This is a genomic window from Actinokineospora spheciospongiae (genome assembly GCF_000564855.1).
In the GTDB taxonomy this organism is placed as follows: Bacteria; Actinomycetota; Actinomycetes; order Mycobacteriales; family Pseudonocardiaceae; genus Actinokineospora; species Actinokineospora spheciospongiae.
On the sequence record NZ_AYXG01000074.1, the window covers coordinates 118,854 to 132,500 of the forward strand.

12 protein-coding genes and 1 rRNA gene (1 of these 13 cut by a window edge) are annotated in these 13,647 nt (G+C 72.6%); all 13 read left to right on the forward strand.

Annotated elements, in window-relative coordinates; all coding sequences use genetic code 11:
• Positions 1-28 precede the first annotated feature (28 nt).
• Positions 29-1,048, forward strand: coding sequence for an N-acetyl-gamma-glutamyl-phosphate reductase (gene argC, locus UO65_RS10095; RefSeq protein WP_035280974.1), 1,020 nt, complete (start codon positions 29-31; stop codon positions 1,046-1,048).
• A complete protein-coding gene (gene argJ / locus UO65_RS10100; protein ID WP_035280976.1) occupies positions 1,045-2,223 on the forward strand; it encodes a bifunctional glutamate N-acetyltransferase/amino-acid acetyltransferase ArgJ in 1,179 nt (392 codons plus the stop codon). The genes argC and argJ overlap by 4 nt, the downstream gene beginning before the upstream one ends.
• Complete coding sequence (argB, locus tag UO65_RS10105; protein ID WP_035280978.1) at positions 2,220-3,107, forward strand: acetylglutamate kinase; 888 nt, start codon at positions 2,220-2,222, stop codon at positions 3,105-3,107. Before argJ ends, argB begins: the two co-directional genes overlap by 4 nt.
• Positions 3,104-4,294 carry an acetylornithine transaminase gene (locus tag UO65_RS10110; protein WP_035280980.1) on the forward strand — a complete coding sequence of 397 codons (1,191 nt, stop codon included), beginning with the start codon at positions 3,104-3,106 and terminating at the stop codon, positions 4,292-4,294. Before argB ends, UO65_RS10110 begins: the two co-directional genes overlap by 4 nt.
• Before the next feature lie 3 nt (positions 4,295-4,297).
• A complete protein-coding gene (argF, locus tag UO65_RS10115) occupies positions 4,298-5,218 on the forward strand; it encodes an ornithine carbamoyltransferase (RefSeq protein ID WP_035280982.1) in 921 nt (306 codons plus the stop codon).
• The gene (locus tag UO65_RS10120; protein WP_035280983.1) at positions 5,215-5,736 is read left to right on the forward strand and encodes an arginine repressor; all 522 of its coding nucleotides are present in this window, start codon (positions 5,215-5,217) and stop codon (positions 5,734-5,736) included. The genes argF and UO65_RS10120 overlap by 4 nt, the downstream gene beginning before the upstream one ends.
• Complete coding sequence (locus UO65_RS10125; protein ID WP_035280987.1) at positions 5,729-6,922, forward strand: argininosuccinate synthase; 1,194 nt, start codon at positions 5,729-5,731, stop codon at positions 6,920-6,922. Before UO65_RS10120 ends, UO65_RS10125 begins: the two co-directional genes overlap by 8 nt.
• Positions 6,923-7,003: 81 nt before the next feature.
• Positions 7,004-8,431, forward strand: coding sequence for an argininosuccinate lyase (argH, locus tag UO65_RS10130; RefSeq protein ID WP_035280990.1), 1,428 nt, complete (start codon positions 7,004-7,006; stop codon positions 8,429-8,431).
• Positions 8,428-9,135 carry an SGNH/GDSL hydrolase family protein gene (locus UO65_RS10135; RefSeq protein ID WP_052020969.1) on the forward strand — a complete coding sequence of 236 codons (708 nt, stop codon included), beginning with the start codon at positions 8,428-8,430 and terminating at the stop codon, positions 9,133-9,135. The genes argH and UO65_RS10135 overlap by 4 nt, the downstream gene beginning before the upstream one ends.
• A gap of 51 nt (positions 9,136-9,186) precedes the next feature.
• Positions 9,187-9,825 (forward strand): DNA-3-methyladenine glycosylase, encoded by a 639-nt coding sequence (locus tag UO65_RS10140; RefSeq protein ID WP_035280991.1) that lies wholly within the window; start codon positions 9,187-9,189, stop codon positions 9,823-9,825.
• 38 nt (positions 9,826-9,863) lie between these two features.
• Positions 9,864-11,552: a hypothetical protein gene (locus UO65_RS36685; RefSeq protein WP_035280993.1), complete on the forward strand. Its 1,689-nt coding sequence runs from the start codon at positions 9,864-9,866 to the stop codon at positions 11,550-11,552.
• A 22-nt stretch (positions 11,553-11,574) separates the two neighbouring features.
• Positions 11,575-12,858: a tyrosine--tRNA ligase gene (gene tyrS / locus UO65_RS10150; protein ID WP_035280995.1), complete on the forward strand. Its 1,284-nt coding sequence runs from the start codon at positions 11,575-11,577 to the stop codon at positions 12,856-12,858.
• 600 nt (positions 12,859-13,458) lie between these two features.
• Positions 13,459-13,647, forward strand: a 16S ribosomal RNA gene (locus UO65_RS10155); it runs 1,329 nt beyond the window's last position.

Here is a 13,647-nt window from a genome sequence, read left to right on the forward strand (position 1 = left end):
ACTTGCACCGGCGTGCATAATCATCCACATGACAGTCCGGATCGCGGTCGCAGGCGCCAGTGGCTACGCCGGTGGTGAGCTGCTGCGGCTCCTCCTCGCCCACCCCGAGGTCGAGATCGGCGCGCTCACCGCGGGCGGCAACGCCGGTTCCCCCCTCGGCGAGCACCAGCCCCACCTGCTCCCGCTCGCCGACCGCGTCCTGCTCGACACCACCGCCGAGACCCTCGCCGGGCACGACGTGGTCTTCCTCGCCCTGCCGCACGGCCGCTCCGCCGAGATCGCCGCCCAGCTCGGCCCGGACACCCTGGTCGTGGACTGCGGCGCCGACCACCGGCTGACCGACGCCGCCGCCTGGACCCGCTGGTACGGCGGCGAGCACGCGGGTTCCTGGCCCTACGGGCTGCCCGAGCTGCCCGGCGGCCGGGAGGCCCTGGTCGGCACCAAGCGCGTCGCGGTCCCCGGCTGCTACCCGACCGTCAGCTCCCTCGCCCTGGCGCCCGCCGTCGCGGCCGGGATCATCGAGGACGACGTCACCGTCGTCGCGGTCTCGGGCACGTCCGGCGCGGGCAAGAGCAGCAAGCCGCACCTGATCGGCTCCGAGGTCATGGGTTCGCTCAGCGCCTACGGCGTCGCGGGCGCGCACCGGCACACCCCGGAGATCACCCAGAACCTCAGCGCGGTGGCGGGCCGCGAGGTCGGTGTCTCCTTCACCCCGGTCCTGGCCCCGCTGCCGCGCGGCATCCTCGCCACCTGCTCGGCCCGGCTGACCTCCGACGAGGACCCGCGCGCGGTCTACGAGAAGGCATACCGCGACGAGCCGTTCGTGCACCTGCTGCCCGAGGGCCGCTGGCCGACCACCGCCGCCGTCCTCGGCTCCAACGCCGTGCAGCTGCAACTGGCCGTCGACCCGGACCTGCGCAGGCTGGTCGTCGTCGCCGCGGTCGACAACCTGACCAAGGGCACGGCGGGCGCCGCCGTGCAGTCCATGAACATCGCCATCGGCCTGCCGGAGACGACCGGCCTGTCCACCGTGGGAGTAGCGCCATGAGCACCGACCGGAAGCAGGGTGTCGCGGCGGCGGGGGGGTTCCGCGCGGCCGGGATCGCCGCGGGCATCAAGCCCAACGGCAAGCCCGACCTGACCCTGGTGGTCAACGACGGCCCGGCGGCGGTCGCCGCGGGCGTGTTCACCCGCAACAAGGTCAAGGCCGCGCCGGTGCTGTGGTCGCAGCAGGTGCTCACCACCGGCAGCCTGCGGGCGGTCGTGCTCAACTCCGGCGGCGCCAACGCCTGCACCGGCCCCGGGGGGTTCCAGGACACGCACGCCACCGCGGAGAAGGTCGCCGACGTGCTCGGCGTCGGCGCCATCGACGTGGCGGTCTGCTCCACCGGCCTGATCGGCGAGCGGCTGCCCATGGAAGCCGTGCTGACCGGCGTGGAGACCGTCGCGAAAGCGCTTGCGCACGGGGTGGACGCCTCGCTCGACGCCGCGACCGGCGTGCTGACCACCGACTCGCACCCCAAGCAGACCGCGCTCACCCACGCGGGCGGCTGGACCGTCGGCGGGTTCGCCAAGGGCGCTGGCATGTGCGCGCCGAACATGGCCACCATGCTCAGCGTGGTCACCACCGACGCCGCCGTCGACCAGGCCACCGCGGACGCCGCCCTGCGCGCCGCCGTGGAGGGGACCTTCAACCGCCTCGACGTCGACGGCGGCACCTCCACCAACGACACGCTGCTGCTGCTGGTCTCCGGCGCGTCCGGGGTCACCCCGGGCGCCGAGGAGTTCACCGCCGCCCTCACCGAGGTCTGCGCCGACCTCGTCGCCCAGCTCCAGGCCGACGCGGAGGGCGTCACCAAGCACGTGGCGGTCAAGGTCACCGGCGCGGCCACCGACGCCGAGGCGGTCGCGGTCGCCCGCACGGTCGCCCAGGACAACCTGTGCAAGACCGCCTTCTTCGCCGGGGACCCCAACTGGGGCCGGATCGCCATGGCCGTCGGCAACGCGCCCACCGAGTTCGACCCGGCGGACCTCGACATCACCATCAACGGCGTTCCCGTCTGCCGGGCGGGCACCGGCGTCGGCGACCGGCTGGCGGCGGACATGTCCGGGTTGGACATCCTGGTCGAGGTCGACCTGCACGCGGGCCCCGGAACCGGCACCATCCTCACCACCGACCTGTCGCACGCCTACGTCGAAGAGAACAGCGCGTACTCCTCATGACCACGCCCACCCAGAAGGCGGCCATCCTCGTCGAGGCCCTGCCGTGGCTGCGGCGGCTGCACGGCGCGCTGGTCGTGGTCAAGTACGGCGGCAACGCCATGGTCGACGAGGACCTCAAGCGCGCCTTCGCCGAGGACGTGGTGTTCCTGCGGCTCGCGGGCCTGCGCCCGGTCGTGGTGCACGGCGGCGGACCGCAGATCAGCGCCATGCTCAAGCGGCTCGGCATCCCCGGCGAGTTCAGGGGCGGCCTGCGGGTCACCACCCCGGAGACCATGGACGTGGTCCGCATGGTGCTCGTCGGGCAGGTCAGCCGGGAACTGGTCGGGCTGATCAACCAGCACGGCCCGCACGCGGTCGGCATCTCCGGGGAGGACGCGCGGCTGTTCACCGCCGAGCGGCGCACCACCACCGTCGACGGCGAGGTCGTCGACCTGGGCCAGGTCGGCGACGTGGTCGCGGTCAACCCGGACGCGGTGCTCGACATCGTCCGCGCGGGCCGCATCCCGGTCGTGTCCACTGTGGCCCCCGACGCCGACGGCGTGCCGCACAACGTCAACGCCGACACCGCCGCCGCCGCGCTGGCCGTGGCGCTGGGGGCGCAGAAGCTGGTGGTCCTCACCGACGTCGAGGGCCTCTACGCCGACTGGCCCGACCGGTCCTCGCTGCTGCACGAGGTGCGCGCGGGGGAACTGGCGGAACTGCTGCCGCGCCTGGAGAGCGGCATGGTCCCCAAGATGGAGGCCTGCCTGCGGGCGGTCACCGCCGGGGTGCCCCGGGCGCACGTGATCGACGGCAGGCTGGCACATTCGCTCCTGCTGGAAGTGTTCACCGAGACAGGCGTCGGCACCATGGTGCTGCCGGACCGGGAAGGGGTGCAAGCATGATCACGTCCAACGAGGACGGACAGCGCCGCTGGCGCTCGTCGCTGATGGACAACTACGGCACGCCCGCGCTCACCCTGGTCCGCGGCGACGGCGCGCACGTGTGGGACGCCGACGGCACCCGCTACCTCGACCTGGTCGGCGGCATCGCCACCAACGCCCTGGGCCACGCGCACCCGGCCGTCGTCGAGGCGGTCACCGCGCAGGTCGCCACCCTCGGGCACACCTCCAACCTGTACGTGAACCCGGTCGCGGTCGAGCTGGCCGACGCGCTGCTCGACGTCGCCGGGCTCACCGGCCAGGCGAAGGTCGTGTTCTGCAACTCCGGCGCCGAGGCGAACGAGGCCGCGCTCAAGCTGACCCGGCTCACCGGCCGCACCAGGGTCGTCGCCTGCGAGGGCGCCTTCCACGGCCGCACCATGGGCGCGCTCGCGCTGACCGGCCAGCCCGCCAAGCGCACCCCGTTCGAACCGGTCACCCCCGGGGTCACGCACATCCCGTTCGGTGACCTCGACGCGCTCCGGGCCGCCGTCGACACCGACACCGCCGCGCTGTTCCTCGAACCCGTGCTCGGCGAGGGCGGCGTCGTCCCCGCCCCGGACGGCTACCTCCAGGCCGCCAGGGAGATCACCGCCGCGGCGGGCGCCCTGCTGGTCCTCGACGAGGTGCAGACCGGCATCGGCCGCACCGGCACCTGGTTCGCCTTCCAGCGCGCTGGCGTCACCCCGGACGTCTTCACCCTGGCCAAGGGCCTCGGCGGCGGCCTGCCGCTGGGCGCCTGCGTGGCCGTCGGCGCCGCGGCCGACCTGTTCGCCCCCGGCTCGCACGGCACCACCTTCGGCGGCAACCCGGTCGCCGCCGCGGCGGGCCTGGCGGTGCTGCGCACCATCGCCGCCGACGACCTGCTCGAGCACACCGCCGCCCTGGGCAAGGACCTCGCCGCGGGCATCGAAGAACTCGACCACCCGCTGGTGGCGGGCGTGCGCGGCTCCGGCCTGCTGCTCGGCGTCGTGCTGACCGAGCCCGCCTCCGCGAAGGTGGCCGCCGCGGCGCGTGACGCCGGGTACCTGGTCAACAACGTCCAGCCCGACGTGGTGCGGCTCGCCCCGCCGCTGGTGCTGACCGGCGAGCAGGCCGACGGCTTCGTCGCCGCCCTGCCCGCGATCCTCGACACCGCCCGGGAGGGCTGAGCCATGGTCCGGCACTTCCTGCGCGACGACGACCTGACCCCGCCGGAGCAGCGCGAGGTCCTCGACCTGGCCATCGCCTACAAGGCCGACCCGCTCGCGCACCGCCCCCTGGAGGGCAAGTCGGTCGCGGCGATCTTCGAGAAGAACTCGACCCGCACCCGGCTCTCCTTCGACGTCGGTGTCCACCAGCTCGGCGGCCACCCGGTCATCGTCGACGGCCGCACCATGCAGCTCGGCCGCGAGGAGACCATCGAGGACACCTCCCGCGTCCTGTCCCGCTACGTCGACGCCGTGGTCTGGCGCACCTACGCGCAGAAGCGCATCGAGGCCATGGCCTCGGCCTCCCGCGTCCCGGTGATCAACGCGCTGACCGACGAGTTCCACCCCTGCCAGGTCCTCGCCGACCTGCAGACCATCGAGGAGCGCCTGGGTCGGCTCGCGGGCGTCACCGCCACCTACCTCGGCGACGGCGCCAACAACATGGCCCACTCGCTGCTCCTCGGCGGCGCCACCGCGGGCCTGCACGTGCGCCTCGTCTCCCCCCAGGGCTTCCAGCCCGGCGAGGCCGTCGTGCTCGACGCGAAGAAGCGCGCCACCGAGACCGGCGGCAGCGTCACCCTGTTCACCGACCCGCACGCCGCCGTCGACGGCGCCGACGTGCTGATCACCGACACCTGGGTCTCCATGGGCCAGGAGAACGACGGCCGCGACCGGGTCAGCCCGTTCCGCCCGCTGCAGGTCAACGCCGACCTGCTCGCCCGCGCCGCCGACGGCGCGATCGTGCTGCACTGCCTGCCCGCCCACCGCGGCTGGGAGATCACCGACGAGGTCCTCGACGGGCCCTCCAGCGCGGTCTGGGACGAGGCGGAGAACCGGCTGCACGCGCAGAAGGCCCTGCTGGCCTGGCTCGTGGGGCACCCGTGACCACCACCCGCGCGGCCCGCCAGGCCCGCATCGTCACCCTGATCTCCGAGCGGCCCGTGCACAGCCAGACCGAGCTGGCCCGGCTGCTCGCCGAGGGCGGGGTGGAGGTCACCCAGGCGACCCTGTCGCGCGACCTCGACGAACTCGGCGCGGTGAAGCTGCGCGGGGCCGACGGCGGCGTGCCCGTCTACGTCATCCCCGAGGACGGCAACCCGGTCCGCGGCGTGCAGGGCGGCACGTCCCGGCTCAGCAGGCTGCTCACCGAACTCCTCGTCTCCGCCGAGGGCTCGGCGAACCTGATGGTCCTGCGAACCCCGCCCGGTGCCGCGCAGTTCCTGGCCAGCGCGATCGACCGGGCCGCCCTCGCCGAAATCGTCGGCACCATCGCCGGTGACGACACGATCATGGTCATCTGCCGCGAGCCGGTGACCGGCGCCCGGCTGGCGGACCGCTTCACCGCGATGGCCAGCCGCGGCAACCCAGACTTGGCAAACCAGCAAGGAGAGATCAATGAGTGACAGGGTGGTGCTGGCCTACTCCGGCGGGCTCGACACGTCGGTGGCCATCGGCTGGATCGCCGAGGAGACCGGCGCCGAGGTCGTGGCGGTGGCCGTGGACGTCGGCCAGGGCGGCGAGGACCTCGACACGATCCGCAAGCGCGCGATCGACTGCGGCGCGGTGGAGGCGGTCGTCGCCGACGCCCGCGACGAGTTCGCCACCGAGTACTGCCTGCCCGCCCTGCAGGCCAACGCGCTCTACATGGACCGCTACCCGCTGGTGTCGGCCATCTCCCGGCCGGTGATCGTCAAGCACCTGGTCGAGGCGGCCAAGTACCACGGCGCGACCACCGTCAGCCACGGCTGCACCGGCAAGGGCAACGACCAGGTCCGCTTCGAGGTCGGCATCGGCGCCCTCGCCCCCGACCTCAAGTGCGTCGCCCCGGTCCGCGACTTCGCCTGGACCAGGGAGAAGGCCATCTCCTGGGCCAACGACCGCAACCTGCCCATCGACGTGTCGAAGAAGTCCCCGTACTCCATCGACCAGAACGTCTGGGGCCGCGCGGTCGAGACCGGCTTCCTCGAGGACATCTGGAACGCCCCGATCGAGGACGTCTACGACTACACCGCGAACCCGGCCGAGCCGCGCGACGCCGACGAGGTGGTCATCACCTTCGACAAGGGCGTCCCGGTCGCCATCGACGGCGAGACCGTCACCGTGCTGCAGGCCATCCAGGAGCTCAACCGCCGCGCGGGCGCCCAGGGCGTCGGCCGCCTCGACATCGTCGAGGACCGGCTGGTCGGCATCAAGAGCCGCGAGGTCTACGAGGCCCCCGGCGCGCTCGCGCTGATCACCGCGCACCAGGAGCTGGAGAACGTCACCGTCGAGCGCGACCTGGCCCGCTTCAAGCGGACCGTCGAGCAGCGCTGGGGCGAGCTGGTCTACGACGGCCTCTGGTTCTCCCCGCTCAAGGACGCCCTCGACACGTTCATCGCCGAGACCCAGCAGTACGTCTCCGGCGACATCCGGATGACCCTGCACGGCGGTCGCGCCGTGGTCTCCGGTCGCCGCTCCGACGTGTCCCTGTACGACTTCAACCTGGCCACCTACGACGAGGGCGACGAGTTCGACCAGTCGCTGGCCAAGGGCTTCATCCAGCTCTGGGGCCTCCCCAGCAAGATCGCGGCCCGCCGCGCGCAGCGTTAATCTTCTCCACCCACCCGGCATCGTCCCCGACCCGTCGGGGACGATGCCGGTTCCCAACCACAACCTCCAGGAAGTCTCACCGTGACCCAGCAGGAACCCACCGCACTCTGGGGTGGGCGGTTCGCCTCCGGACCCGCAGAAGCCATGTCCGCCCTGAGCCTGTCGACGCACTTCGACTGGCGCCTGGCGCACCACGACATCGCCGGGTCCCGGGCGCACGCCCGCGTCCTGCACCGGGCCGGTCTGCTCACCGACTCCGAGCTGTCCGGGATGCTCACCGCGCTCGACCTGCTGGAGAACGACGTCGCGGCGGGCACCTTCACCCCCGTGGTCGCCGACGAGGACGTGCACACCGCCCTGGAGCGCGGCCTGATCGAGCGCGCGGGCACCGAACTCGGCGGCAAGCTGCGCGCCGGGCGCTCCCGCAACGACCAGATCGCCACCCTGTTCCGGATGTGGCTGCGCGACGCCGCCCGGCACCTCTCCGGCGGTGTCCTCGACGTGGTCGAGGCCCTGCTGCACCAGGCCCAGCTGCACCCCGAGGCCCCCATGCCGGGCCGCACCCACCTGCAGCACGCCCAGCCGATCCTGCTCGCGCACCACCTGCTCGCCCACACCCAGGCCCTGCTGCGCGACGTCGACCGGCTGCGCGACTGGGACAAGCGCGCCGCCGTGTCCCCCTACGGTTCCGGCGCCCTCGCGGGTTCCTCGCTCGGCCTGGACCCGGCCGCGATCGCCGAGGAACTGGGCTTCGACGCCCCGGCCGAGAACTCCCTCGACGGCACCTCCTCGCGCGACTTCGCCGCCGAGTTCGCCTTCGCCGTGGCCATGCTCGGGGTGAACCTGTCCCGCATCGCCGAGGACGTCATCCTGTGGTGCACCGCGGAGTTCTCCTACGCGCGGCTGCACGACTCCTGGTCCACCGGCAGCTCGATCATGCCGCAGAAGAAGAACCCCGACGTCGCCGAACTGGCCCGGGGCAAGTCCGGTCGGCTCATCGGCAACCTGGCCGGGCTGCTGGCCACCCTCAAGGCGCAGCCGATGGCCTACAACCGCGACCTGCAGGAGGACAAGGAGCCGGTCTTCGACTCCGTCGACCAGCTCCAGCTCGTGCTGCCCGCCATGGCCGGGATGATCGCCACCCTCGACTTCGACACCGACCGGATGGCCGAGCTGGCCCCCGCCGGGTTCACCCTCGCCACCGACATCGCCGAGTGGCTGGTCCGCCAGGGCGTGCCGTTCCGGGTCGCGCACGAGGCCGCCGGCGACTGCGTCCGCCGCGCCGAGGCCCGCGGCGTCGGCCTCGACGAGCTGACCGACGCCGAGTTCGCCGAGGTCGACCCCGCGCTGACCCCCCAGGTCCGCGAGGTGCTCACGGTGGCGGGCTCGATCGCCTCCCGCGACGCCCACGGCGGCACCGCGCCCGCCAGGGTCGCCGAGCAGCGCGACCGCGTCGTGCGCCGGGTCGAGGAGTACCGGTCGTGGGCGGAGCAGGTCATCCGGAAGTGACCCTGCCGACCCGGGTCCTGTTCGTCGGCAACAGCTTCACCTACTTCCACGGCCTGCCGACCCAGCTCGCGGTGCTCGCCCGCCCGGAACGCGCCGTCGAGGTGCGCGCCATCGCCACCGGTGGCGCGCACCTGGCCGCCACCTGGGCGGGCGGCGAACCCACCGCCGCGCTGGCCGAGGGGTGGGACTACGTCGTGCTGCAAGAGCAGAGCTGCCTCGGTGAAGGCCGCTACGCCGACGGCGTCCCCCAGGTGCGCGACCCGGCGGACTTCCACGCCGCGGTCCGCGCGATCGTCCCCGAGGTGGTCGCCGCGGGCGCGAACCCGGTGCTGTACCTGACCGCAGCCCGCCGCGACACCCCGGCGGCGCAGGACCTGCTGAACGCCGCCTACACCGCGATCGCGGGCGAGGTCGGCGCCACGGTCGCCCCGGTCGGCCCCGCCTGGGCAGCAGCCCAGGCCGAACGCCCCGGGCTGCGCCTGCACGAACCCGACGACAGCCACCCCGCCCCGGCGGGCAGCTACCTCACCGCCTGCGTCTTCCTCTCCACCCTGTTCGGCCTGGACCCGCGCGGCAGGCCGGGCACCATCACCGGCCCCCGGGTCGACCCCGACGCGGTTCCCCTCGGCCACGGCACCCTGGTCGACCTCCCGCGCGCCGACGCCGCGTTCCTCCAGCGCACCGCCCGGCAAGCCACCCGATGAGGGGCGTGGCGGACCACCCGATGCGACAATGCACCCGATGAGGCGCACCAGATGAGGCAGTTCACCGAGGCGGAACTCGCCGTCGACCCGGTCGCCGCCGCCCACCTCCTGCTCGGCGCCGTCCTCGAGTCCGACCGCCCCGACGGCACCGTCCGCGTGCGGCTGACCGAGGTCGAGGCCTACCGCGGCGGCGACGACCCCGCGTCGCACTGCTACCGCGGCAAGACCCCGCGCAACGAGGTCATGTTCGGCCCGGCGGGCCACCTCTACGTCTACTTCGTCTACGGCATGCACCACTGCGCCAACGTCGTCACCCTCACCGACGGCGTCCCCGGCGCCGTCCTGCTGCGCGCGGGCCAGGTCGTCGACGGCGAAGCCCTGGCCAGGACCCGCCGCCCCGCCGCGCGCGGCACCACCGACCTCGCCCGCGGCCCCGCCAAGCTCACCGGCGTCCTCGGCCTCGACCGCGCCGACAACGGCCTCGACCTCACCGACCCGGCCTCCCCGGTCCGCCTGCTGGTGGGCGACCCGGTCGCCACCGAGGACATCCGCTCCGGCCCCCGCGTCGGCGTCGCCGCCGCGGTCGACGTGCCCTGGCGGTTCTGGATCGCGGGGGACAAGTCCGTCAGCGCCTACCGACTCGGCGGCCGCCGCCGCAAGCAGGTCCGAACGGACCCATTCCCGACGTAGCCTCACCAACGGCGCCCGCTGTTCGGTACAAGTGGTGCATGGAGCCAGACCCGCAGGCGCACACCGAGCTGAGCGGCACGGTCGACGGCGACGTCGCGATGGTCCGCGACGTGCACGGCAACATCATCTTCAACGCCCCACCCCCCACCCCGGCACCCCGGGTCCCCGACCAGCTCCCGCCCGCCACCTGGCACTTCACCGGCCGCGCCGCCGCCCTCGCCGAACTCGACGCCGCCGCCGAGACCGCCACCGCCGTGGTCATCACCGACCCCACCCCGGGCCTGGGCAAGTCCACCCTCGCCGTGCACTGGGCCAGGCTGCGCGCCGACCGCTTCCCCGACGGCAGGCTGCACCTGGACCTGCGCGGCTCCCGGCCCGGCCACGCCCGCCACCCCGCCGACGTCGTCCGCGACGTCCTCGCCGCGCTCGGCGAACCCGCCCACCGCGGCGACGACGCCCAGCTCTCGCAGTACCGCACCCTGCTCAGCAACCGCCGCGTCCTGCTCCTGCTCGACGACGCCCGCGACGCCGACCAGGTTCGACCGCTGCTGCCACCGGGCACCGGCTCGCTCGCCCTGGTCACCGGCCGGGGCAGGCTGGGCGCACTCGCCGCCCGCCCCGTCGCCCTCGGCGACCTCGACGTCGCCGAGTCCACCGAACTGCTCGCCAGGGTCGTCGGCACCGCCCGGGTCGAGGCGGAACGGGCGGCCGCGCACCACCTGGTCCTGTGCTGCGCGGGCCTGCCCGGCGCCCTCGTCGCCGTCGCCACCGCCGCGGGCACCGGCCCCCTCGGCGCGCCTGCCGCCGAACTGGACCGCGACCCCGGCGTCCGCGCCGCCCCCGACCCGCGCACCCGCGCCCAGGCGGTCATCGCCTGGAGCCGCACCCGCGAGGCACCGCACCGCCCGGTCCGGGTGCCCGGCGGCGCCCCCTGGCTGCGTGACCACCGGGTGCTGGCCGTGGTCGCGGCGGTCGCCGCCGCCTGCGTCATCGGCGTCACGTCGGAGTACCTGTCGGACACCCCGTGGTTCGCCGTCCCGTACTACCTGCTGCGCTGCGCGATCCTCGCCGTCGCCGTCGCCTGGATCGGCAAGACCGACCACCGCAGGGTGATCGGGGTGGGCGCCGCGTTCGGCACGGCGGTCAACTTCCTCGCCGACGCCTTCGTCTCGGCCAACCAGAACGGCCGGTTCCTGGTGTGGCTGGAACTGCTCTCGGCGGTGTTCCTGACCGTCCTCCTCGTCCTGCGCGCACCCCGCCTGCGGCCGGACCGGGTGCGCTGGCTCCCGCCCGCGGGCAGACCCGCGGCCATCGCCGTCGGCGCGGGCGTGCTGCTGTGGTTCGTGCTGCTGTTCATCGCCTTCCAGGTCGACGAGTACTACGGCTTCACGACCACGCTCATCCAGACGGGCGGCGCCCTGGGCATGCTGCTGCCCATCGCGGTCGTCGGCGGCCTGGCCCTCTACACCGCCGCCCTCGAACCGCCGGACGACGGCGCCACCCGCTTCGCCGAGGCCGCCGTGCTGGCCTACCTCGTGCCCGAGGTCCTGCTGCTGCTCACCAACCTGATCCCGACCGGGGGCACCGCCTACCTCGGGCACGTGGTCCTGTTCCCCGAACCGGTCGCCTGGCTGGTCGCGCTGGAGACCCTTGCCGCCACCGCGATCGCGGGCGGCGTCGGGTGGCTGACCCGGGGCGGAGCGCAAACCCGGTGGTCCCGGCGCTGACGCACCGTGGAGACTGGAGCACGTGAGTGAACACATCCTCGACGAGCTGACCTGGCGCGGCCTCATCGCGCAGTCCACCGACCTCGACGCCCTGCGCAAGGACCTCGACGCGGGACCGCTCACCCTCTACGCCGGGTTCGACCCCACCGCCCCCAGCCTGCACGCGGGCAACCTCGTCCCGCTGCTGATGCTGACCCGCTTCCAGCGCGCCGGGCACCGCCCGATCATCCTGGCGGGCGGCGCCACCGGCATGATCGGCGACCCGCGCGACACCGGCGAGCGCACCCTCAACACCGCCGACGTCGTGGCCGAGTGGGCGGGCCGCATCCGCAGCCAGTTGGAGCGCTTCGTCGACTTCGACGACACCCACGGCGCCGGGACCGCCGCCACCGTGGTCAACAACCTCGATTGGACCGGCAGCACGTCGGTGCTCGACTTCCTCCGCGAGACCGGCAAGCACTTCTCGGTCAACGTCATGCTCGCCAGGGAGACGGTCAAGCGCCGCCTGGAGTCCGACGGCATGTCCTACACCGAGTTCAGCTACCTGCTCCTGCAGTCCAACGACTACCTGCGGCTCAACCGCTCCCACGACTGCAAGCTCCAGGTGGGCGGCTCCGACCAGTGGGGCAACATCGTCGGCGGGGTCGACCTCATCCGCAAGGTCGACGGGAAGTCCGCGCACGCGCTGACCGCCCCGCTGGTCACCGACGCCGAGGGCCGCAAGTTCGGCAAGTCCACCGGCGGCGGCAACGTCTGGCTCGACCCGGCCATGACCTCGCCGTACGCCTGGTACCAGTACTTCGTGAACGTCGGCGACGCGGACGTGCTGCGCTACCTGCGGCTGTTCACCTTCCTCGACCGGGAGGAGATCGCCGCCCTGGAGCGCGACACGGCCGAGCGCCCGCAGTTGCGCGCCGCGCAGAAGCGGCTGGCCGAGGAGTTCACCACGCTGGTGCACGGGCGCCGGGAGACCGACCAGGTGATCGCCGCCAGTCAGGCGCTGTTCGGCCGGGGCGAGCTGGCCGACCTCGACGCCTCCACGCTGGACGCGGCCATGGCCGAGGTGCCCGGCGGCAAGGCCCGGCTGGCCGACGGGCCGACCATCGTCGACCTGCTGGTCACCGGCGGCCTGGCCGACAGCCGGGGCGCCGCGCGGCGCACGGTCAACGAGGGCGGGGCGTACGCGAACAACACCAAGGTCACCGACGAGGCGTGGACGCCGTCGAAGGAAGACCTGCTGCACGGCAAGTGGCTGGTCCTGCGCCGGGGCAAGCGCAACACCGCGGGCGTCGAGGTCAGCCCCTGACCGTCACGCTCCGGGGTCGAAACCCGGCCATCCGAGTGGTCCCCGAGGGCCGCCGGTCCGCTCCGGACCGGCGGCCCTCGGTGTTTCCGCAGGTCAGGCCACTTCATGGGGATGCTTCGGGGCTTTGGGGGAAAGTTTGAGTGACGGCGGTCACATTTCCACCGGGATGAGGGTGGGATACGTTGGGTTCAGACCCCGCGCGGGGGTGATGACCTGCGGTTTCTCCCTGCGACGGGCTCCTGGGGGTGCGATTTGACCCCCGGTTGGTCTGCGTGTAACTTTATCCAAGTCAGAGCGACACGGGCCGGGAAAACAGCCGGAACGGGCCCTGACTGGAGATCACGAACCAAGCTCCCGCCTCGCGGTGGTAGAGTGGGTGATCTCGAATCAGCAAGACAAAACTTTGACGCAATACCAGCCTCGATGAAGGTCGCTCCGACCGGAGCTTCTGACTGAGATGTGCGTGTGTTGTTTGAGAACTCAACAGTGTGCCGATTTAAGCCAGTAGAGCTTAATATCATGAAACCCTGTCAGGGGTTTCCTTTGAGATGAATTGATGCCAGTTTTGGTGTCTTTTTGTCAGGCTACAACACTCATTCATTATTGGAGAGTTTGATCCTGGCTCAGGACGAACGCTGGCGGCGTGCTTAACACATGCAAGTCGAGCGGTAAGGCCCTTCGGGGTACACGAGCGGCGAACGGGTGAGTAACACGTGGGTAATCTGCCCCGTACTCTGGGATAAGCCTTGGAAACGAGGTCTAATACCGGATATGACTCCACATCGCATG

Coding starts and splice junctions, on each gene's coding strand:
- argC (WP_035280974.1), top strand. CDS start 29: ATGACAGTCCGGATCGCGGTCGCAGGCGCCAGTGGCTACGCCGGTGGT.
- argJ (WP_035280976.1), top strand. CDS start 1,045: ATGAGCACCGACCGGAAGCAGGGTGTCGCGGCGGCGGGGGGGTTCCGC.
- argB (WP_035280978.1), top strand. CDS start 2,220: ATGACCACGCCCACCCAGAAGGCGGCCATCCTCGTCGAGGCCCTGCCG.
- UO65_RS10110 (WP_035280980.1), top strand. CDS start 3,104: ATGATCACGTCCAACGAGGACGGACAGCGCCGCTGGCGCTCGTCGCTG.
- argF (WP_035280982.1), top strand. CDS start 4,298: ATGGTCCGGCACTTCCTGCGCGACGACGACCTGACCCCGCCGGAGCAG.
- UO65_RS10125 (WP_035280987.1), top strand. CDS start 5,729: ATGAGTGACAGGGTGGTGCTGGCCTACTCCGGCGGGCTCGACACGTCG.
- UO65_RS10140 (WP_035280991.1), top strand. CDS start 9,187: ATGAGGCAGTTCACCGAGGCGGAACTCGCCGTCGACCCGGTCGCCGCC.
- UO65_RS36685 (WP_035280993.1), top strand. CDS start 9,864: ATGGAGCCAGACCCGCAGGCGCACACCGAGCTGAGCGGCACGGTCGAC.